The organism is Bifidobacterium animalis subsp. animalis ATCC 25527 (assembly GCF_000260715.1).
GTDB lineage: Bacteria > Actinomycetota > Actinomycetes > Actinomycetales > Bifidobacteriaceae > Bifidobacterium > Bifidobacterium animalis.
The window spans coordinates 1,060,886-1,080,995 of sequence record NC_017834.1 but is presented as its reverse complement, the minus strand read 5'-3'; the positions used below and the strand labels follow the sequence as shown (position 1 = coordinate 1,080,995).

The window sequence follows — 20,110 nt, the reverse complement described above, 5'->3', positions numbered from 1 at the left end:
AGGTGTTGTGATGACGGATATCACTGCGATTCGCGAGCAATTCCTCATTCTCGACCAGCAGATCAATGGCCATCCGCTGGTGTATCTCGACAGTGGCGCCACAGCGCAGAAGCCGCAGTGCGTCATCGACGCCGAATCCCGTTTCTATGAGACGGTCAACGCCGGTGTGCATCGCGGAGCCCATACCTTGGCAGGTCTGTCCACCGTCGCCTTCGAACAGGCCCGTGCCAAGGTGGCCGCACTCGTAGGCGCCTCAGCTGAGGAAGGCAACGAGGAGCTTGTGGTGACCATGGGTGCCACCGACGGACTCAACACGCTGGCCACGGCGTTCGGCAACGCCTCATTGGGGCGTGGCGGCAAGGTCGCTGAGCGTTTCGCATTGAAACCGGGCGACGAGATCGTCGTCTCTCGCGCGGAACACCATTCCGTACTGCTGCCGTTCCAGGAGCTTGCCTCGCGCACCGGCGCCACCCTCAAATGGTTCGATCTGGATGACGACGGTCGCATCCTCTCCGACACCGCAGGCGAGGTCATCACGGAACGGACCAAGGTGGTGGCCGTGACCCATGTGGGCAATGTCACCGGTGCCATAACCGATATCGCCCCGATTGTCAGGCGCACCCATGAGGTCGGGGGCGTCTTCATTCTGGACGCATGCCAATCGGTGCCTCACATTCCGGTCGACTTCCATGCATTGGACGTGGATTTCGCAGTGTTCAGCGCCCACAAGATGTACGGTCCCACTGGCGTGGGCTTCCTGTACGGCAAGCGCGATTTGTTGGAGGCATTGCCTCCGGCCAAGTTCGGCGGTTCCATGGTCGAGCTTGCCTTCATGGACAGGCCTGCCCAGTACATGGCGCCTCCGGCACGGTTCGAGGCCGGGACGCAGCCGGTGGCCCAAGTGGTCGCAGCCGGCGTGGCGGCGGATTGGATGATGGGCATCGGCATGGAGACGATTGCCGACCATGAACGCATCATCACCGAAGAACTGCTCCGGCTTGCCGAAGTTGATGGAGTTCGCATTCTGGGCCCTCAGGACGGGACGAACCGCATCGGCACGGTGGCCTTCGAAGTAGATGGGGTGCATCCGCACGATGTGGGGCAGTATATCGACGCCCAAGGTATCGCGATACGTGTAGGGCATCATTGCGCCCAGCCCATCCACAGGCATTTCGGTGTATTCGCTTCGAACCGTGCGTCTTCGGGCATATACAACACACCCGAGGATGCACAGGCGTTGGTTGAGGCGGTGGAAGGCGTGCGTCGCTTCTTCCTGCGGTGAAGGCGTAGGAGTCTTCGGGCTACCTAACAGGCGGGGAATAGTCCCGAACGATATATGTTGCTTGTGTAGGAATGAAGGAAAGGAGCGGGATGGCGGATTTGGGAAGCCAGGAACTCGAGCAGATGTACCAGGAAGTGATTCTCGATGCCTCGCGTCATCCACATGGCAGGGGCACACTGACATCGGAGGGCGATCCCGCGGCAATCGGGGGCGAGGCGACAGTCACCGCTGTGCATGAGTCCTGCTCCGCGGCACGGTCGCACCAATTCAATCCGACCTGTGGCGATGAGGTCACCGTGCATGTCGAAGTGAGCGATAGTGAACCCCGCCGCATCGAAAGCGTTGTCTGGGATGGTCAAGGATGCTCGATTTCACAGGCGAGCCTGTCGATCATGGTCGATCTCGTGGAAGGGAAGACCGTCGATGAGGCCATGGAGCTGTTCGGCCAATTCCATAAGCTGATGGAATCGCGAGGCGCCGGTCTCGATGACGAACAGGCAGAGGATGCGTTGGGCGATGCCGCAGTATTCCAAGGGGTTTCCAAATACCCGATGCGCATCAAATGCGCATTGCTCGGCTGGGAGGGGCTCAGGGACTCATTGGCGAAGGCCCTCGCATCCCAGCACTCCGAGGCAACCGAGCATGACGAGATGAAGGAGGACTGATATGAGCGGCAATTTGGTTCCCGAACCGCAATCTACCATCTTCGATGCGGTCAATGCCGTCGTCGGCAATGAGGATGAGGCGCAGGCGATCATTGCGAATCCATCGTTGGCGAAGGACATTCTGGGCAACGACGACGCATCTGCCGTCAAGTCAGAGTGCTGTGGCAGCCATGGCGACCGGTCGCAAGACCATGAATGCGCATGCCGATCCGATGGCATCGAGCTCAAAGGTGTCGATGAGATCGGCCGTGCCACTGCGGCGGATGTGAAGGAGGCCCTGCATCAGGTGATCGATCCGGAACTGGGCATCGATGTGATCGACCTGGGTTTGGTCTATGGCATCGAAATCGATGAGCTCGGCCGCGCGATCATCACGATGACGCTGACGACGCCTGCATGCCCATTGACCGACCTGATTGAAGACGAATGCGCCAGCACCTTGGCCGGCTTGGTGGAGGAGTTCCGCATTGACTGGACTTGGACACCTCGTTGGACCGTCGACAAGATCACGCCGGAAGGCCGTGACCAGCTTGCGGCATTGGGCTTCAACCTCGACAATATGCCACAATACTGAGCTGTGGTATGTGGAAGGGGCCGCCTCCAATATATTGGAGGCGGCCCCTTCCACATACCACAGCACGTCACATGTGGCTGACTAGTCGTCGACCACCGTTCCCTTCGGCACCACGGTGATGCCGTCGGAGGTCACGGTGAAGCCACGTGCCAAGTCGTGTTCGACGTCAAGACCAACAGTCGAATTCTCGGTGAGCACCACATTCTTGTCGAGAATGGCACGATTCACACGGGCCCGGCGGTTGATCTCCACATTGTCGAACAGGATCGAGTCATTGACCTGCGACCATGAATGCACTCGCACATTCGGTGAGATCACCGAATGGTGAATCTCGCCACCCGATACGATGACGCCGGGGGAGACGATGGAATCGGTGGCATGGCCGATACGGTCGCCGGCCGCATGCACGAACTTGGCCGGCGGAAGATTGCCTGAATTCGTATAAATCGGCCATTCCATATTGTAAAGGTTGAATTCGGGTGTGCAGGAGATGAGATCCATATGCGCATCGTAGAACTGCCTGATCGTGCCCACGTCGCGCCAGTAGGCATGATCCGTGGGGGTGGCCCCTGGAATCTCGTTCCTGCTGAAGTCGTAGACGCCGGCCTCGTTGCGTCCGGCGAAAAACGGGGCGATGTCGCCGCCCATATCGTGCTTCGTGTTCTCGGCCTTGCTGTCGATGGAGAGCGCGTTGAACAACGCGTCGGTGTTCGCCACATAGTTGCCCATGGAGGCGAGGATCTCATTCGGGTTGTCTGGCAGCCCCGTCGTCTCCTTCGGCTTCTCCTGGAAGCTTTTGATCATATTCGGGTGCTCGGGGTCCACCTCGATCACGCCGAACTGGCTGGACTGCTCGATCGGCTGGCGAATGCCGGCTACGGTGAACTCAGCGCCCGATTCGATGTGCTGGTTCACCATCTGCTCGAAGTCCATGCGATAGACGTGATCGGCCCCGACGATCACCACGATGTCAGGCTGGACATCTTCGATGATGTTGATCGTCTGGTATACGGCGTCCGCTGAGCCGAGATACCAGTGCTTGCCGAGCCGCTGCTGTGCGGGGACGGGGGAGACGTAGTTGCCCAGCAACGTGGAGAAGCGCCACAGCTGCGAGATATGGCGGTCAAGTGAGTGCGACTTGTACTGGGTGAGCACAATCACCTGACTGTATCCGGAATTCACCAGATTGCTCAACGGGAAATCGATGAGTCGGTATACACCACCAAATGGGACGGCGGGCTTCGCGCGATCCCTGGTCAACGGCATGAGACGCGTTCCTTCGCCGCCTGCGAGGACGATGGAAAGAATCTTGGGGTTCTTCTTCGCCATAGCAGCTCCTTCCTGCGGATCCACAGAACCTAATCTGTTCAGCATTCATCATTGAAGACACCTCAATAATTGCATAGATTCGCTGTGAGGTAAAACCGAATCGCCCAAAACGCCGTCGTTTTTGCAAGAAAAGCTCAAAACGTTTCATAATATGGAACCGTTTTCGGAGGATGTCTCCCCACGCTTCGAATCAGTGGACGTGTTTCAGGTCGCGCGTGCTATAGAATGCGACGGCACTTGATGCGGCGACGTTGAGGGAGTCCACGTCATGGCTCATGGGAATCTTCACGGTGAGATCGGCATTCGCGATCGTATGTCGTGACAGGCCGTCACCCTCCGTGCCGAAGATCAGCGCCAGCTTGTCGATATGTGTGTTGTCGTCGGCGTAGAGACGGCACACGAGATCGTCAAGCGAGATTGAGTCATCGGATAGCGCCATCGCCGCGGTGGTGAAGCCGAGCCCATGCAGTTCCTCCAGACCCTGCCACGGCCAGTAGTGCACGTCATCGCCCCCTATGCGCGTCCATGGCACTTGGAAAACGGTGCCCATCGACACGCGGATGGCGCGGCGATACAGCGGGTCTGAGCATGAAGGCGTGACCAGCACCGCATCGATGTCCAACGCCGCTGCCGAACGCATGATGGCTCCGACGTTAGTGTGGTCTACTATGTTCTCCAGCACGGCGATGCGTGTGGCATTTGCACATACCTCCGCCACAGTGGGAAGCTCCCAGCGACGCATGGCAGCCAACGCCCCGCGGTGCAACCGGTAGCCGGTGATGCGTCTGAGCTGTTCGGGAGAGGCGACGTAGACGGGAATGTCGTCGCCCCAGTGTTCATCGATGAACGCGAAGATGTCGGACATGCCCTCGATCCATGGTTCCTCCACCAGCAGGGAAATCGGTTGACGTCCCGCGGCCAATGCACGCGTGATCACCTTGGGCGATTCCGCTATGAATATGCCTTTGCTTGGTTCGAGCCGGTTGCGTAGCTGAAGTTCGGTGAGATTCGTGTATGCCTCCACCTGAGGGTCATCGATGGACTCGAGATGCACCAGCTGCATGATTGCCTTTCCGAATGGAGAAATAAAAAACCGGCTCCCAAAGGAGCCGGCAGCTGGTGTCCGGAGCGGGACTTGAACCCGCACGCCTGTATAAAATAGGCACTAGCACCTCAAGCTAGCGCGTCTACCATTCCGCCACCCGGACAGGTGCGTTGCAGTGCAACAGAAAGAAAATATACGCGAATATACGGATCAGTGCAAATTCGGCGTGTCGTTTTTTGAGAACGAGGCCAAAGGGTTGGAATTCAGGGGAAAACGGTTACCCATATGCGCTAAGGTACAACTATGACCGACGCAATGTTTGTGGTGGATACGACCAGTGACGATGCTCCGCTGAGCAGTGATGAACTGCAGACCGGGTGGACCCTGCGACTGCCCGAGGAGGTGAGGCGACATGCCATCGGCTCCATGCGCCTGAAGGAAGGCGATGAGCTGCAGCTTTCCGACGGCACGGGGTTGCGCATCCAGGCTGTGGTGGACGATCCCAAGTCGGGCATCGTCAGGGTGCTCGGATTCACCAAGGAGGAACGCCCTGTGGTCAGATTGGGCCTCATTCAGGCTCTGGCCAAGAATGGGCACGATGAGCAGGCGATCGATATGGCCACGCAGATTGGGGTGGACGAGGTGACACCATGGCAGGCGGACCGTTCCATCGCAAGATTCAAAGCGGGGCGCACCGATCGCAAATGGATGCAGACGCTGCGTGCGGCCACCGAGCAATCTCGGCGCGCATTCATTCCCGAACTGCACGACATGGCAACAAGCAAGCAGGTTCTTGCCATGATTCGGCGTGCCATGGTGCATGGCGATCTGGTCATCGTGCTCCATCAGGACGCGAACGCCACATGGTCGGACGTCGAACGCCAAGTGGAGGAGCTTGCTGCGAAATGCCTGGATGACGGCAAGGAACGGACGGTCAGTGTGGTTGTGGGGCCTGAAGGCGGCATCAGCGATCAGGAGGTCGAAATGTTCGCCGAGGCGGGCGCGTTGGTCTGTGTGCTGGGGCGCAACATCCTGCGCGCCTCGGCTGCAGGCCCCGTGGCGCTTGGGCTGCTGAGCCGTGCGATAGGCAGGTACCGTTGAGCGGACGACGCGTTCCTTCATGGAATGAATATGCGCGCGGATTGGTAGTATGGGCAGAGGAAAAATCCATCACGCCAAGGAGTGAGACGGTATGAAAGACGCGGATTGCCTGTTCTGCAAGATCATTGACTGCGAGGTGTCGAGCGAGAAGGTGTTCGAAGACGCGCAGGTGTATGCGTTCAAAGACATCAATCCAAAGGCCAAGGTGCATGTGCTGGTGGTGCCTCGCGACCATTACCGCAACGTCGACGCATTGGCGCAGGCCGATCCGGCATTGTTGGCGCATATGGTCGAGGTGGCCCAGGGTATTGCCGATGACGCATATAACGGCTCGTACCGCTTGATCTTCAATACTGGTGAGGACGCCGGGCAGACGGTGTTCCATGTGCATGCACATGTGCTCACCGGCGAGCCCATGGAAGAATGACACGATACCTTTCCAAGAGACCACAGACGTATAGAACGTATAGAAGAGGAGCAGTTGACGACTACAACACGAACGGTCGATATTCCCGAACAGCTGGATTCCGTGAAAGTACTCGGAGTGTACGATGAGGTGATCCGCGAGATCGAGCGCGAATACAAGGAGATTACCGTGCATGTGCGCGGCAATCGCATCACCATCACCTCCACCTCGCGGCAAGGCGAGCGCGAGGCGTCACAGGCGCAGGAGCTAATTCGCGCACTCATCGATGCCGCCTACACCAGTCCGCTCGACGCGGATGCGGTTCGCCGCATGATGGAACAGCAGGTGTTGCATAACGATGTACGCGACGAGGTGCCCGGTCATGGTCCGGTCGTGCAGAAACTGCGCCGCTTCAAGGAGCATGAGCGTATGCAGTCGCGACAGATTGAGTCCGTTCATCGCAAGCCGAGCGTGCCGGGGACCATCGCCTATGCCGCCGGGTATCCGGTGCGGCCGAAGACCTCCGGCCAGGTCTCCTACGTGAACGCCATAGAATCGAATACGATCACATTCGGCATTGGTCCTGCTGGTACCGGAAAGACTTATCTGGCGGTTGCCAAAGCCGTGAGCGACTTCGAGGAGGGGCGTGTCAGGCGCATCATCCTCACCCGCCCAGCCGTCGAGGCGGGGGAGAACCTCGGCTTCCTGCCGGGCACGCTCAACGAGAAGGTGGATCCGTATCTGCGGCCGCTGTACGACGCGCTCTCCGACATGCTCGGCGCTGAACGGATGAAGCGGTATCTCGACGACGGGACCATTGAGGTGGCTCCGCTGGCGTACATGCGTGGCCGAACGCTGAATGACGCGTTCGTGATTCTCGACGAGGCGCAGAACACGACGGGCCAGCAGATGAAGATGTTTCTCACCCGACTCGGGTTCAACACGAAGATGGTGATCACCGGCGACATCACACAGGTCGACCTCGATGTGCCGCGTTCCGGGCTTGCCTCGATCGAATCGATTCTTGGAGGCATAGATGACATCGCGTTCGTGCATCTGGGGGCTTCGGATGTGGTGCGTCATGCGTTGGTGGGCAGGATTGTGGCCGCATACGAGTCGCATGATGACGCGGCACGGAGGCGTAGGGGCGGCAAGGATGTGAGAGCATCGCACACGGCGGTACCTGGTCGTGGTGATGATGACAGGAATGCGATGGTGGTAGACGATGAGCGTTGAAGTCGCCAATGAGACGGAATGGCAGTTGGATCCCAAGGTGTTCTCGGAACTCGGCCTGTGGGTCATGCACCAGATGCGGGTGAGCACGCAGTCCGAGCTCACCATCACCTTCGTGGACCCGGAACCGATCGCAGAGCTGCATGAACGTTGGATGGACCTTCAGGGGCCAACCGACGTGATGAGCTTCCCGATGGATGAACTGCGCCCGGGGGACGAGCGTACCGAACCAGAGGGGATGCTCGGCGACATTGTGATCTGCCCGTGGGTGGCGCAGCAGCAGGCTCAAGCGGCCGGTCACAGCACGATGGAGGAGATGATGCTGCTCACCATTCATGGTGTGCTGCACCTGCTGGGGTATGACCATCACACACGGGAGCAGGAACGGCAGATGTTCGGTCTGCAGCGCCAGCTGCTGCTCACGTTCTTCGCATTGCACCATGGCACAGCCTGGTCGGCGACGCTTCCCTCCGGATCGGTGAACGAACTCGAGGTGTACGAACGCAAATACGGCACGAACCGTGAGCTTGGACACTGAACATAGGGGGCATTGAAGTGGACGAACTGAGAATCGTCACGGTGGTGGCGCTGGTTGTCGTGGCCATCGTACTGTTCTGGCAATCACTGCTCATGGCGTCGCTTGAAAGCGCCATTGTGCGGGTGACCAGGGCGAATCTGAACAACCTGATGATCGAGGCGCAGACCGATTCCGAATTGAGCCAGTTCACCCGGCAGAAGAAGATCGCGAAGATCCATCGCGTACAGCATCTCGTTGCAAACCGGCATGCCACGTCTTCGGCCTGCGCGTTTCTGCGTATTCTGAGCAATGTGCTCATCGGGGCCTGTGTGGTATGCATTGCGGCCATATTCGCCAGTCCGGTATGGCTGCAACTCATCTATGGCGTGCTTGCCGCTCTGGTGGTCGCGTTCGTGTCGGTGTTGGCCAGACCGCGTTCCGTGGGTTCCGACAAGCCGCTGGAGATTTTGCTGGCATATTCCATTTGGCCTCATTTGCCTATGCCTGTGCGCCGTTCCTGCACCCGCGCAAGTCGAAGAGCGCGCGCAAGACCGAACTTTCGGAGAACGAGGAGCTCGAGGAGATTCATCTTGAGCAGGGGCGCGCCGCCATCAATCGTGTGCTGGAGACGAATCGGTTCGACCCAGAGGTCTCCGAAATGCTGCACAATGTGCTGGCGCTATCCGATTCCCTCACGCGCGAGATCATGGTGCCTCGCACCGACATGATCTGTATTGAAAAGGACGACACGCTGGAGGACTTCCTCAAACTGTGCTCGCGTTCCGGCTATTCGCGCATTCCGGTGATTGGCAATGACATAGACGACCTGCTCGGCATCGCATATATGAAGGATGCCGTGCGTGCGACGATCTTCAACAATGCCGCGTTGAGCCGGCCCATCGAATCGATTATGCGCAAGCCCATGCTCGTGCCCGAGCTGAAGCCGGCTGACGATCTGTTCCATGAGATGCAGCAGACCTGCCACCATGTTGCCGTCGTCGTCGATGAGTACGGCGGTATCGCGGGCATGGTCACCATAGAGGATGCGCTCGAGCAGATCGTGGGGGAGCTGCAGGACGAGCATGATCACACCCAGCATGGCGAGCCGCGTCAGATAGGCGAACATAAGTGGAGCATGCCAGCACGCACTCCGATTGCCGAATTGGAAGACATCTTCGAGATCGATCTCGACGAAGATGACGTGGATACCGTGTACGGATTGCTCACCAAACTGCTGGGACGTGTGCCGATTGTGGGGTCGAGTGCCGTCACGCGCGGTCTGCGCCTCACCGCAGTGGATTCCGCGGGGCGCCGCAAGAAAGTCTCCACCATTGTTGTCGAACCGGAGTCCGATGTCGATCAGACTACCTTGGAATCCGACGCTGATTCCCCGGACTCGAACTCCACCAAGAAAGAACAGGATTGATATGGCTGACCAGACACATACCAAGGGGGTCGATGCTGTTTCCGGCGCTACTCCTTACCGTTCCGGCTTCGTTGCCGTTGTGGGACGCCCGAATGTCGGCAAATCGACGCTGATCAACGCGCTCATCGGCATGCAGATCGCCATTGCGTCATCACGGCCGGAGACGACCCGTAAGGCGATTCGCGGCGTGCTCACCACCGATAACGCTCAGATCGTGCTCGTCGACACGCCGGGCATACACAGGCCCCGCACGCTGCTTGGCCAACGTCTCAACGATGTGGTGGACGAATCATTGGCGGACAGCGACGAAATCGCATTCCTGCTGCCGGCGGATCAGGAGATTGGTCCCGGTGACCGGCGCATCCTGAGCAGACTGCGTTCCCAGTTTGCCACGAAGAACGATGACGGTACCTTCAAATGGAAGGTGCCGCTTATCGCCATCGTGACGAAGATCGACCGTTTGAACCGCACCGAACTCGTCAACAAGCTCATCGAGATCAATGAATTCGCGGATTTCGCCGACATCGTGCCGGTGAGTGCGCTTGGGGACGACAATCTGCAGGAGGTGCGCACGGTGCTCATCGAGCATCTGCCGGAGGGGCCGCAGATGTACCCGACGGATCAGGTGACCGAGGAACGCCCGGAGGATGCCATCGCCGAGCTGGTGCGCGGGGTGCTGCTCGAGGAACTCGACGATGAATTGCCCCATTCCCTCGCCGTCGTGGTCGATTCCATCGACATGCCGGAAGACATGGATGAGGACGATGCGCAGGCCATGCATGGCAAAGCACGTGTGATGGTGTCCATCTACGTGGAACGCGATTCGCAGAAACCGATTATCATCGGCAGGCACGCCGAGCATCTTGTGCGCATCAAGAAGCGATTGCGCACCCCCGTCAATCGTCTTGTGGGACGCAAGGCGAATCTTGACCTCCATGTCAAGGTGGCGAAGAACTGGCAATCCGACCCCAAGAAACTCGACAGATTGGGCTTCTAGTCCACTGATATGGGAGGGCTCCCGTCATATGACATATGACGGGAGCCCTCCCATATCAGTGGACGTAGCGGTATCAGCTTCGTTGAGAATCCTCGGAAGCGGGCTTGCGCTTGGTGTACATCTGCGTGTTGAGCAGCGTGTTGTAGCGCTTGAGCACCTTCGGACGAATGATCTTCATGGAGGCGGTCATCAGGCCGTTCTCCTGCGTGAATTCCTCGGGAAGAATGATGAACTTGCGCACCGATTCCGCCCGGGAGACGCCTTCGTTGGCCTGATCGACCCACTTCTGCACTTCCGCGCGCACGGCGGCGTTCTGTGCGGCGTCCTCCATGGTCATGCCCGAATCGAGGCCCTGCTTGGCAAGCCATGGGCGCAGCGAGTCCTCATCCAAGGTGATGAGCGCGGAGATGAACGGACGCTTATCACCGAGCACCAACGCCTGGGAAACGAACGGGCAGCGCTTGATCACTTCCTCCATGGGGCCCGGAGAGACGTTCTTGCCGCCAGCGGTGATGATAAGGTCCTTCTTGCGTCCGATGATGAACAGGAAGCCGTCGTCATCGAGCCGCCCAAGATCGCCGGTGCGATACCAGCCATCGTTGGTGAAGTTCAGCTCGGTTTCCTCCTCGTTCTTGTGATAGCGCTTGAACACCGGGATGCCCTTGACCTGAATCTCGTTGCCGTCTCCGATGCGCACCTGGAAGCCCGGGAACGGGATGCCAACCGAACCTTGGTGGTATGGCACAGTCAGCGGGTTGAAGGCGCAAGGGGCGGTGGTTTCGGTAAGTCCGTATCCCTCATACACGGGAATGCCGGCGCCGCGGAAGAACGCCATGAGATCGGGGTCGAGCGGTGCGCCGCCGGTCACAATCCATTTTGCGCAGCCGCCGAGGGCGTCGCGAATCGAAGAGTAGACCATCGGGTCGAACATGTTGCGTCGTGCGGTGACGAAGCGGCTCGCCTTGCCCTTCTCGCTCACCTCCTGCATGTACTTCTGAGCGGCGACCACCGAGGCGGCGAAGACGCGGCCCTTCGGGCCGTTGCCGGCCTTCTGCGAGGCGGCGTTGTAGACCTTCTCGAGCACACGCGGCACCACGATCATGATGTGCGGACGTGCCACTTTGAGGTCGGCGGTCAGGGTCTTGATGCCACGGGCGATATAGATATGGATGTCACTGGCGACGCAGATGTAGTTGATGGCACGGGCGAACGAATGTGCCTGCGGCAGGAACAGGAGCACGCGGTTGCGCTTGTTATGCAGCAAATCGGGCATATAATCCGGCAGGTTCGTGGCGGTGGAGCAGTAATGGGCCTGCGTCATCTCGACGCCCTTCGGCGCAGCCGTGGAGCCCGAGGTGTACACGATGGAACACAGATCGGTCTTCTTCACGCTGCGAATGCGCTCGTCGAGCTTCTCGTCGGAGATGGACGAGCCGTAGGCCTTCAACTCATCGAGCGCCCCGTTCTCCAGGCACATGACGTTCTTGAGCGTCGGGCAGTCCTCCTTCGCCAGATTCGTCTTCTTCATCATGTCCTTGGTTTCGACCATGAGAAGCTTGGCGTCGGAGTTATCGACGATGTTGCGGATCTGCTCGGCGGAATCGGTGTCGTAGATCGTGGCGATCACACCGCCGATGGAGAGCACCGCGCCATCGAAGACATCCCATTCATAGGAGGTGTGGCACATGAACGCCACCCCATCGCCCTTCTTGAGTCCCTGATGCATGAGGCCCTTGGCCACCTGACGGATGTCGTTCAAGGTCTCACGGGCCGTCTTGGTCACCCATTCATCGCCCTGCTTGAAGGTGTACAGGCCCTCATCGGGCATGCGATCGGCACGATCCTCGTAGATGTTGTAAATGCTGAAGTTCTCCGGCAGCGGCTTGTTGCCTTCGGTGTTGGCCGTGATGAAATCGGAGTCGGCATCGATGAACGTGGTGGTCGGCCTGTCCGGACCCCAGAAATCAACATGCGGCAGGTCCTCGTAATTATGGTGCTGTGGAGTGGTCTGCGGATCGATATAGTCCGGGGTGTCGCCATCGGCGTTGATCGGGTGCGAGAAATCACCACCCAGTTGCAGCAGCTTCTGCGTCGCATCGGACGCAGACTTCTTGACCTTCGAGAAAACGGACATGACACTCCTAACCGTTTGATAAAACCTTCTACGCGAAGTCTAGCCGTAAAATCGTCCGCCGTCACCTTACGCTTTCGTAATGATGACTTCTGGCGTAATTAGTCACGCCTTGGACGAATGAGGGGGAGTCGGGGACCCCTGCTGTGGTAGGGCGGTCGGCAAAAGTATTCGATACATGGACTTTTCCATGGTGTTACATGCATGTTTCGTTAGACTGGGGCGCTGTATGTTCACCATTCCCATCCGGGGGATGCATAGAAAGGGTTCATATGGCTCAAACACCAGAAGCCAACGTGGTCTTCGGCGTTTTCAATGAGACGTCAGACCATGAATCCCGCGTCGCGTTGACGCCGGATACCGTGACCCGCCTGCGCAAGGCGGGGGTCACATGCATGATCGAGCAGGGCGCCGGGAACGCGGCCGCCTACACCGACGAGGACTACGCCAAGGTCGGCGCCACCGTTTGCACTGCCGACGATATCCTCGCCAAGGCCGATGCCCTCGGCTTCGTTGATCGGCCATCCGAGCAGATGATCGGTCGCATCAAGCCGGGCACCTGGGTCATAGGCATGCTGGGCTCATTCACCGACGAGGACTATGTGGCGGCACTGGCAAGCGCCGGCATAACCGCCGTCGCCATCGAACGTCTGCCGCGCCAGCTCAGCTCAGCCCAGTCGATGGACGAGATGACCTCGCAGAATTCGGTGATGGGATACAAGGCGGTGCTGGTGGCCGCCAACGCCTACGGTTCCTTCCTGCCGATGATGACCACGGCCGCAGGCACCATCCGCCCGGCCAAGATGCTCATTCTCGGCGCCGGCATCGCCGGCCTGCAGGCCATTGGCACCGCCAGAAGACTCGGTGCCGTGGTGACGGCGTACGATGTTCGTCCCGCCTCGAAGTCCGAGGTGGAATCGCTTGGTGCCAAGTTCCTCGACCTCGGTATCGACCTGTCCCGTGGACAGGGCGAGGGCGGTTACGCCCGTGCGCTGAGCGCCGAGGAGCAGGCGCAGCAGCAGGCGGCCGTGGATCGAAAGGCCGCCGAATTCGACATCATCATCACCACCGCCAAGGTTCCCGGCCGTAAACCCCCGATGCTGCTCACCAAGGCCGGTGTGGATGGTCTGCACCGTGGCAGTGTCATTGTCGATTGCGCGGCCAGCGAGCTGGGCGGCAACGTGGAGGGCTCGCAAATAGGAACGCAGGTGACCGACGGAGGCGTAACCGTCATCGGCGCCCCGTATCTGGCCAGCGAGGTGAGCACCACCGCCTCCAATCTGCTCAGCCGCAACGTGGCGGATGTCCTCGCCCACTTCCTGGTGAACGGCAGACTCGAAGTGAGGCAGGGCGAAGAGCTCGACGATGCGATGGTGGTCGCCCATACGCATGCCGACAGCAACGACGACAAGAAGAAAGGGGAGTGACGATGCCTGATCTGGTCGTATCGATCACCCTGTTCATCCTCGCACTGATCATTGGCATAGAGGTCATCGGAAAAGTGCCGGCGACGCTGCACACGCCATTGATGTCGGGTGCGAACTCCATCCACGGCATCGTCATCGTCGGTGTCGTCATCGTGGCCGCCGAGGCCAACAACTGGCTCTCCTACGTGTTCATCTTCCTCGCGGCGGTGCTGGGAACAATGAACGTCGTGGGTGGCTATGTGGTCACCGACCGCATGCTCGAGATGTTCAAGAGCAACAAAGATGACGCCAAGGGGAAGGGAGGCGACAAGTAATGAGCGCCACGCCAATCGATATCATCGCATGGTTCGTATACCTGCTGTCCGCCGTGATGTTCGTCATGGGTCTTCATTACATGAACTCCCCGAAGACGGCGCGCAAGGGCAACTTCATCTCGGCGGCCGGCATGGTGGTCGCCGTGGTCATGGCCTTTGTCAAACTGTTCATCACCGGATTCGAGAATGCAATCGCCATCTGGCTGCTGATCGCAGGCATCATCATCGGTGCCGTCGCCGGTGTCGCCTCGGCGAAGAAGGTCAAGATGACCGACATGCCGCAGCTCGTCTCCGTATTCAACACCGTGGGCGGCGGTGCGGCGGCCCTTGTCGCGCTCAATGACATCCTCGCCGGGGCGGGCACCCCGAGCATCGTCGTGCTCATCACCGCTGGTCTGGGCGTCATGATCGGTTCGGTAACCTTCACCGGTTCGCTTATCGCCGCCGGCAAGCTGCAAGGCGTCAAGTGGGTGAAGAACCTTTCACTGCCCGGCAAGAGCCTCTGGAACATCCTGTTCATCGTGCTCATGGTCGCCTCGTTCGTGCTGCTGTGCGTGTTCCCGCAACAGCGCCTCCTGTGGGCGATCTTCACCACCGTGTTCGCCTTGTGCTACGGCCTGGTGTTCGTCATTCCGATCGGCGGTGCCGACATGCCGGTGGTCATCTCGGTGCTCAATGCGTGCACCGGCACTGCCGTCGCAATGTCCGGCTTGGCCATTGACAATGTGGCGCTCATCATCGCAGGCGCCCTCGTCGGTTCTGCCGGCGTGACGCTCTCCGTGCTCATGTCGAAGGCCATGAACCGTCCGCTCATGTCGGTGCTTGCCGGCGGCTTCGGCGGTTCCAATGCATCCGTCGGTGAGGGCGAGGGGCCGGAAGGCACGATGAAGGAAACGTCGGCAGACGATCTCGCGGTGCAGCTCGTCTATGCCGACAAGGTCATCTTCGTACCTGGATTCGGTCTGGCGCAGGCGCAGGCGCAGCGTGAACTCGCCGATCTGGGCGAACTGCTCAAGGAGCATGGCGTTGAGGTCGAATATGCGATCCATCCAGTGGCCGGTCGTATGCCCGGTCACATGAACGTGCTCCTCGCAGAGGCGAACGTGCCCTACGACGAGCTCGTCGATCTAGACGACATCAATCCGCAGTTCCCGACCGCCAATGTCTCATTGGTCGTCGGCGCGAACGATGTGACGAACCCGGCCGCACGCAGACCCGGTACGCCGGTCTCGGGCATGCCCATCCTCGACGTCGACAAGTCGCAGAACGTCGTCGTGATGAAGCGTGGCCGCGGCAAGGGCTACGCCGGCATCGAAAACGAGCTGTACTACGAAGACAACACGCAGATGCTGTTCGGCGATGCCAAGCAGAGCCTGCAGTCCGTCATCGCGGCTGTCAAGGAGCTGCTCGGCTGAGTCCGCGGCTATTTCCATGGATTGAAATATTGAATAGATAGATGGGGGCAGGGTCCCGCTGTGGCGGGACCCTGCCCCCATCTATCGCTATTTGGGATGGGATCGGCGATCAGTCTTCCATATGCAGGCAGCGGCGTAGGAAGGCGTCCACCGTGCTCCAATACAGATTCCTATCGGTGGTCAGGCTGAGTGTGTGGCCAGCGCCATGAACCTGCAATCTCGCCTTCACGGGGCTGGCACATGCGGCATAGAGTCTGCCCAGCATATGCGGGCTGACAATGTCGTCCTGATCGCCTTGAATGAACAGAATCGGCAGCGTGGTGCGATGCAGCTGCTCAATGGCATTCGCCTGACGGAATCCGAAGCCGAGCCTGAGTCTGTTCACCAGACTGGCGCAATCCACCATCGGCTTGGCCATCCATTTGGGCATATGAAGCATTGCAGAGACCGAATCAAGCATCTGGTCGTATTCGCTGGAGAACCCACTGTCGACGACGGCGCACACCACGTTGCGAGCCAGACGCGAGTCGGCGCAGACGTCGAGTATCGTCGCGGCCCCCATCGAATTGCCATGCAACAATATGCGGGCGTCAGGGTCACTGGCCACAATCGAGTTGACCCAGCGCAGCAGGTCCTCACGCTCCAGCCAGCCCATGCCGACGAAGCGGCCCTCGCTCAGTTCGTGGGCGCGTTGCGCCGGCACCAGCGCCCTCATGCCGAGATTGGCGTAATGGTATGCCCAAGGTGCCATCTCCTCGGGACCTCCGGTGTAGCCATGCATGCAAATGACATAGGTATGGGGCAGTGGCGCGGCCGTGTTCGCATCGAAACGCCATGCATGCAATTTCAGCCCGTCGTAGCTGCGTATCTGCACAGCATGTCTGGTCTGTTCGAACCACAGCTGCGCCTGCGTGTCCTCGGTGGCCTGATGCGCGGGGTCATGCTGGGCGAAGGTGCCGCGAGACTTGTTGCGGAACACCGAGCGTCTGGATTTCGAGTCGAAGGTGACGGAAAAGATCGTCTCCCCGGCGGCGAGGATCATGCCACAGGCCAGCACCGTTCCGGCTGCGGCTCCTATATATGTATATGGCCATGCGTTCGATATTCGTTTCGTCATGTCTGCCTCCACACCCGCAAGTCGTTCCGTTGTCATGCCGGAGCCGCGGCGTTCTGATTGCATGGTACTGCACAACGAATATATATGGTATCGCTCTCCATCATGTCGCGGCATGCCGGTAGCGTTGAGGAGTTGCTTTGGCGAGGGAGGCCGGTCGGCCTCCGTCATCGACTCGGCAAAAAGTGGGCTCCTTGGGGCCGCTTTGGCTCGTTGATGCGTCAAGTGGAAACAAGGAGGAATGCAACATGGCTAACAACAGCATTGTTCTCGAAGGCGAACTGCGCACCGAGTTCGGCAAGGGCCCTGCCCGTCGCATGCGCGTTGCCAAGGAGATCCCGGCGACCATCTACGCAGGTGGCGACCAGCCGGTCTATGTGAAGCTGCCGATGCGTGAGACGTCACTGGCCCTGCGCCACACCAACGCACTATTCACCATCAAGTTCGGCGCCGACTCCAAGCTCGCCGTCGTCAAGGATGTGCAGCGCAACCCGGTCAAGCGCATCATCGAGCACATCGACTTCTATGAGGTCAAGGCCGGCGAGAAGATTGAGGTCGAGGTTCCGGTCTTCGTCGAAGGCACCCCGAAGGGTGGCGCCATCGCAGTGGTTGATGCGCAGGAGCTCAAGGTCCGCGCAGATGTCTCCAACCTGCCGGAGCGCATCGTCGTCTCCGTCGAGGGCCTGCAGGATGGCGACAACATCTTCGCCAAGGATCTCGAGCTGCCGGAGGGTGTCGAGCTCGATATCGCCGATCCGGAGGAATCCGTGGTCACCATCGAAATCCCGCAGGAGGCTCCTGCCGATTTCGAGACCGCTGAGCCGGCAGATGCCGTTCCGGCGGAAGATGAGAAGGACGCAGGCGCAGAGGCCTGAGCCATTCGCAAATCCGTGTAAAGGACCCGTCGTCTTCGGCGGGTCCTTTTTCGCATATGGAATCGAGACGTCCGTTCGCTAACGGTGAGATATTTCAAAATATGAACCGGCTTTGCGCATTCGTAACGGGGTGTGTTTACAGTAACAGACAAATCGGTGCCACAAGCGCTGCAAAGCCAACACATTCCACGAATGATTCAAAGAAGCGAGAAAATGACCAACGATTCTCATCACAATCCAGAAGCTCTCGACAAGCTTGCCGAGGACTGGACCGTTCTGCCCAATCCGAACCCGGCATCCGATGCGAAACGAGAGGAGCTCATCGATAAGCCGGCATTCGGCCAGGTGTTCTCCGACAGCATGGCCCACATGACCTGGACCAAGGGCGAAGGCTGGAACGACCGCCGCATCGAGCCGTATGCGCCGCTGAAGATGGATCCGGGCGCCTCAGTGCTCCATTATGCGCAGGAGTGTTTCGAGGGGCTCAAGGCATATCGCCATGCCGACGGCTCCACTTGGCTGTTCCGCCCTGACTGCAATGCGGAACGTCTGCAGAATTCCGCTAAGCGCCTGTATCTGCCTGAAGTGCCCATCGATGATTTCCTGGGTTCCTGCGCCGCGCTTGTCGAACAGGATGTGAAATGGGTGCCGAGCCGCCGTGAATACACGCTCTACCTGCGTCCGTTCATTTTCGCCTCTGAGGCGTTCCTCGGCGTGCGTGCGCCCGAGGAGGTCGAGTATTGCGTGATCGCTTCGCCGTCCGGTCCGTATTTCCCGGGTGGTGTGAAGCCGGTGAGCATCTGGGTGGAGGACAAGTGGTTCCGCACCGGTCCCGGTGGCACCGGTTTCGCCAAGTGCGGTGGCAATTACGCCGCATCGTTGCTCGGCGAGTACCGTGGCATCTCCGAGGGCTGCGAACAGGTCTGCTTCGTCGATGCCGCGACGAAGACCTATCTTGAGGAACTCGGTGGCATGAACATGATGGTCGTGTACAAGGACGGCCATGTGGAGACCCCGAGCCTGACCGGCAACATCCTCCCCGGCGTCACTCGTCGTTCGATCATCCAGCTGCTTGAGGACGATGGCCATGACGTCGTCGAGACGATGATCGCCTTGGACCAGCTGCTCGACGACATCAAGTCCGGCAAGGTCACCGAGGTCTTCGCCTGCGGCACCGCGGCGATCGTCACCCCGATCGGCCGTTTCAAGTCCGAGAAGTTCGATGTCACCGTCGGCGACGGCGAACCGGGCGAGCTCACGATGGCGATTCGCAATCAGTTGCTGGGCATCCAGCTCGGTGAGATCGCCGATCCGCACGACTGGATGTGGAAGGTGTGCTGAGCCGACACCAGTGACAACCGCATATGCGGCGTGCAAGGGCGATGCTTCACGGCATCGCCCTTTTCCGTTGTAGTCTTGAATGTGCAGTATACGCACTGACGGAACAGGAAGTCTGATTCATGGAAATAGCGTTGCAGAGCACACCGTTCTTCCAGGCGGTCGAGTACCTTGCGATCTTCTGTTGCGGTATGGCCGGGGGACTGACGGCGGTACGCAAGCGCTATGACGTCTCATCGATCATCATCATCGCATGGATCACCGCGCTCGGAGGCGGCATCATACGTGATGTGTTGCTCGGGGCGTTACCACCGGTGGGAATCTCCGACATGGGATCGGTGCTTACCGCGTTCGCCGCCGGGGCGGTTGTGGCCGTGATACATCCGGAGGTCGACAAACTCAAGTGGTCCATGATCACCATCGATGCGCTGGCACTTGGCCTATTCGCCGTGAACGGCACGGGCAAGGCCCTCCTGTACAACACCTCGGGCATGACCGCAGTGTTTCTGGGCACGTTCACGGCGATGGGCGGCGGGGTGATTCGCGATATGCTCGTCAATGAGGTGCCGATGGTGGTGCGCGATCCCCATCTCTATGTGGTGCCGGCGGTGCTTGGCAGCATCTTCACCGTATGGGTATGGCGCGCTCATACCGGTCGCCTGATCGGGGACAATACGGAGATGCTCCTCGATGTGGTGATCGTGCTTGTGGTGATCATGTTGCGCATTTGCTCGGTGAAATTCAACATTCGACTGCCGGGCGCGGTGCAACGACACCGTGTGCATCTGCCGGCCACGCTGCTGAGAGGAGAGAGGGCGCAGACGGACACCGACGGACAGCGTCGGAAAGCCACACCGGATTCCAAGGATGCACCGGAACCCCGGCGCGGTGATTCGGCGTCAAGCTGATCGGGCGGGTGCC

18 protein-coding genes, 1 tRNA gene and 1 pseudogene are annotated in these 20,110 nt (G+C 59.5%); 15 read left to right on the top strand and 5 right to left on the bottom strand.

Annotation, left to right across the window (positions count from 1 at the left end):
- The first annotated feature begins 10 nt into the window (after positions 1–10).
- The 3 genes from BANAN_RS04610 (at position 11) to BANAN_RS04600 (ending at position 2,521) form a co-directional block, all read left to right on the top strand.
- Positions 11–1,282 carry a SufS family cysteine desulfurase gene (locus tag BANAN_RS04610; protein ID WP_014697762.1) on the top strand — a complete coding sequence of 424 codons (1,272 nt, stop codon included), beginning with the start codon at positions 11–13 and terminating at the stop codon, positions 1,280–1,282.
- An 89-nt stretch (positions 1,283–1,371) separates the two neighbouring features.
- Positions 1,372–1,947 carry a Fe-S cluster assembly sulfur transfer protein SufU gene (gene sufU, locus BANAN_RS04605; protein WP_014697761.1) on the top strand — a complete coding sequence of 192 codons (576 nt, stop codon included), beginning with the start codon at positions 1,372–1,374 and terminating at the stop codon, positions 1,945–1,947.
- Between the two features lies 1 nt (position 1,948).
- Positions 1,949–2,521 (top strand): metal-sulfur cluster assembly factor, encoded by a 573-nt coding sequence (locus BANAN_RS04600; RefSeq protein WP_014697760.1) that lies wholly within the window; start codon positions 1,949–1,951, stop codon positions 2,519–2,521.
- Between the two features lie 81 nt (positions 2,522–2,602).
- Here the strand turns inward: BANAN_RS04600 and glgC are convergent, their stop codons facing one another.
- From glgC to BANAN_RS04585, 3 genes are all read right to left on the bottom strand, one after another.
- Positions 2,603–3,850: a glucose-1-phosphate adenylyltransferase gene (gene glgC / locus BANAN_RS04595; RefSeq protein WP_014697759.1), complete on the bottom strand. Its 1,248-nt coding sequence runs from the start codon at positions 3,848–3,850 to the stop codon at positions 2,603–2,605.
- Positions 3,851–4,040: 190 nt separating this feature from the next.
- Complete coding sequence (locus BANAN_RS04590) at positions 4,041–4,913, bottom strand: TrmH family RNA methyltransferase (RefSeq protein WP_014697758.1); 873 nt, start codon at positions 4,911–4,913, stop codon at positions 4,041–4,043.
- A gap of 54 nt (positions 4,914–4,967) precedes the next feature.
- A tRNA-Leu gene (locus BANAN_RS04585) sits at positions 4,968–5,058 on the bottom strand.
- Positions 5,059–5,198: 140 nt separating this feature from the next.
- Between BANAN_RS04585 and BANAN_RS04580 the strand changes: the two genes are divergently transcribed.
- The 6 genes and pseudogenes from BANAN_RS04580 (at position 5,199) to era (ending at position 10,575) form a co-directional block, all read left to right on the top strand.
- A complete protein-coding gene (locus BANAN_RS04580; RefSeq protein ID WP_014697757.1) occupies positions 5,199–5,996 on the top strand; it encodes a 16S rRNA (uracil(1498)-N(3))-methyltransferase in 798 nt (265 codons plus the stop codon).
- A gap of 91 nt (positions 5,997–6,087) precedes the next feature.
- The gene (locus BANAN_RS04575) at positions 6,088–6,423 is read left to right on the top strand and encodes a histidine triad nucleotide-binding protein (RefSeq protein ID WP_014697756.1); all 336 of its coding nucleotides are present in this window, start codon (positions 6,088–6,090) and stop codon (positions 6,421–6,423) included.
- A 54-nt stretch (positions 6,424–6,477) separates the two neighbouring features.
- Positions 6,478–7,638, top strand: coding sequence for a PhoH family protein (locus tag BANAN_RS04570; protein ID WP_014697755.1), 1,161 nt, complete (start codon positions 6,478–6,480; stop codon positions 7,636–7,638).
- Positions 7,628–8,173 carry an rRNA maturation RNase YbeY gene (gene ybeY, locus BANAN_RS04565; RefSeq protein WP_014697754.1) on the top strand — a complete coding sequence of 182 codons (546 nt, stop codon included), beginning with the start codon at positions 7,628–7,630 and terminating at the stop codon, positions 8,171–8,173. Before BANAN_RS04570 ends, ybeY begins: the two co-directional genes overlap by 11 nt.
- Positions 8,174–8,190: 17 nt before the next feature.
- A pseudogene (locus BANAN_RS04560) lies at positions 8,191–9,578 on the top strand (hemolysin family protein).
- 1 nt (position 9,579) lies between these two features.
- Positions 9,580–10,575, top strand: coding sequence for a GTPase Era (era, locus tag BANAN_RS04555; protein WP_014697750.1), 996 nt, complete (start codon positions 9,580–9,582; stop codon positions 10,573–10,575).
- Positions 10,576–10,648: 73 nt separating this feature from the next.
- On the opposite strand, the gene BANAN_RS04550 is transcribed toward era, so the two are convergent.
- Positions 10,649–12,709, bottom strand: a complete 2,061-nt coding sequence (locus BANAN_RS04550; protein WP_014697749.1) for an AMP-dependent synthetase/ligase — start codon at positions 12,707–12,709, stop codon at positions 10,649–10,651.
- A 269-nt stretch (positions 12,710–12,978) separates the two neighbouring features.
- On the opposite strand from BANAN_RS04550, the gene BANAN_RS04545 reads away from it, so the two are divergent.
- The 3 genes from BANAN_RS04545 to BANAN_RS04535 are packed head-to-tail and all read left to right on the top strand — an operon-like array spanning position 12,979 to position 15,862.
- Entirely contained in the window at positions 12,979–14,133 is a 1,155-nt protein-coding gene (locus BANAN_RS04545; RefSeq protein WP_014697748.1) for an NAD(P) transhydrogenase subunit alpha, read from the top strand.
- Positions 14,134–14,135: 2 nt separating this feature from the next.
- Positions 14,136–14,447, top strand: coding sequence for an NAD(P) transhydrogenase subunit alpha part 2 (locus tag BANAN_RS04540; RefSeq protein WP_004269096.1), 312 nt, complete (start codon positions 14,136–14,138; stop codon positions 14,445–14,447).
- The gene (locus BANAN_RS04535) at positions 14,447–15,862 is read left to right on the top strand and encodes an NAD(P)(+) transhydrogenase (Re/Si-specific) subunit beta (RefSeq protein WP_014697747.1); all 1,416 of its coding nucleotides are present in this window, start codon (positions 14,447–14,449) and stop codon (positions 15,860–15,862) included. Before BANAN_RS04540 ends, BANAN_RS04535 begins: the two co-directional genes overlap by 1 nt.
- Positions 15,863–15,971: 109 nt before the next feature.
- On the opposite strand, the gene BANAN_RS04530 is transcribed toward BANAN_RS04535, so the two are convergent.
- A complete protein-coding gene (locus tag BANAN_RS04530; protein WP_014697746.1) occupies positions 15,972–16,979 on the bottom strand; it encodes an alpha/beta hydrolase in 1,008 nt (335 codons plus the stop codon).
- Positions 16,980–17,224: 245 nt separating this feature from the next.
- Between BANAN_RS04530 and BANAN_RS04525 the strand changes: the two genes are divergently transcribed.
- From BANAN_RS04525 to BANAN_RS04515, 3 genes are all read left to right on the top strand, one after another.
- Positions 17,225–17,851, top strand: a complete 627-nt coding sequence (locus tag BANAN_RS04525; RefSeq protein ID WP_014697745.1) for a 50S ribosomal protein L25/general stress protein Ctc — start codon at positions 17,225–17,227, stop codon at positions 17,849–17,851.
- A 213-nt stretch (positions 17,852–18,064) separates the two neighbouring features.
- The gene (locus tag BANAN_RS04520) at positions 18,065–19,192 is read left to right on the top strand and encodes a branched-chain amino acid aminotransferase (RefSeq protein ID WP_014697744.1); all 1,128 of its coding nucleotides are present in this window, start codon (positions 18,065–18,067) and stop codon (positions 19,190–19,192) included.
- A gap of 119 nt (positions 19,193–19,311) precedes the next feature.
- On the top strand, positions 19,312–20,097 hold the full coding sequence (locus BANAN_RS04515) for a trimeric intracellular cation channel family protein (RefSeq protein ID WP_041777006.1): 786 nt from the start codon (positions 19,312–19,314) through the stop codon (positions 20,095–20,097).
- Positions 20,098–20,110: the final 13 nt, after the last annotated feature.

Excerpts from the sequence above, each read along its gene's own strand:
- BANAN_RS04610 (WP_014697762.1), top strand. The coding sequence starts at position 11 with ATGACGGATATCACTGCGATTCGCGAGCAATTCCTCATTCTCGACCAG.
- sufU (WP_014697761.1), top strand. The coding sequence starts at position 1,372 with ATGGCGGATTTGGGAAGCCAGGAACTCGAGCAGATGTACCAGGAAGTG.
- BANAN_RS04600 (WP_014697760.1), top strand. The coding sequence starts at position 1,949 with ATGAGCGGCAATTTGGTTCCCGAACCGCAATCTACCATCTTCGATGCG.
- glgC (WP_014697759.1), bottom strand. The coding sequence starts at position 3,850 with ATGGCGAAGAAGAACCCCAAGATTCTTTCCATCGTCCTCGCAGGCGGC.
- BANAN_RS04590 (WP_014697758.1), bottom strand. The coding sequence starts at position 4,913 with ATGCAGCTGGTGCATCTCGAGTCCATCGATGACCCTCAGGTGGAGGCA.
- BANAN_RS04580 (WP_014697757.1), top strand. The coding sequence starts at position 5,199 with ATGACCGACGCAATGTTTGTGGTGGATACGACCAGTGACGATGCTCCG.
- BANAN_RS04575 (WP_014697756.1), top strand. The coding sequence starts at position 6,088 with ATGAAAGACGCGGATTGCCTGTTCTGCAAGATCATTGACTGCGAGGTG.
- ybeY (WP_014697754.1), top strand. The coding sequence starts at position 7,628 with ATGAGCGTTGAAGTCGCCAATGAGACGGAATGGCAGTTGGATCCCAAG.
- era (WP_014697750.1), top strand. The coding sequence starts at position 9,580 with ATGGCTGACCAGACACATACCAAGGGGGTCGATGCTGTTTCCGGCGCT.
- BANAN_RS04550 (WP_014697749.1), bottom strand. The coding sequence starts at position 12,709 with ATGTCCGTTTTCTCGAAGGTCAAGAAGTCTGCGTCCGATGCGACGCAG.
- BANAN_RS04545 (WP_014697748.1), top strand. The coding sequence starts at position 12,979 with ATGGCTCAAACACCAGAAGCCAACGTGGTCTTCGGCGTTTTCAATGAG.
- BANAN_RS04540 (WP_004269096.1), top strand. The coding sequence starts at position 14,136 with ATGCCTGATCTGGTCGTATCGATCACCCTGTTCATCCTCGCACTGATC.
- BANAN_RS04535 (WP_014697747.1), top strand. The coding sequence starts at position 14,447 with ATGAGCGCCACGCCAATCGATATCATCGCATGGTTCGTATACCTGCTG.
- BANAN_RS04530 (WP_014697746.1), bottom strand. The coding sequence starts at position 16,979 with ATGACGAAACGAATATCGAACGCATGGCCATATACATATATAGGAGCC.
- BANAN_RS04525 (WP_014697745.1), top strand. The coding sequence starts at position 17,225 with ATGGCTAACAACAGCATTGTTCTCGAAGGCGAACTGCGCACCGAGTTC.
- BANAN_RS04520 (WP_014697744.1), top strand. The coding sequence starts at position 18,065 with ATGACCAACGATTCTCATCACAATCCAGAAGCTCTCGACAAGCTTGCC.
- BANAN_RS04515 (WP_041777006.1), top strand. The coding sequence starts at position 19,312 with ATGGAAATAGCGTTGCAGAGCACACCGTTCTTCCAGGCGGTCGAGTAC.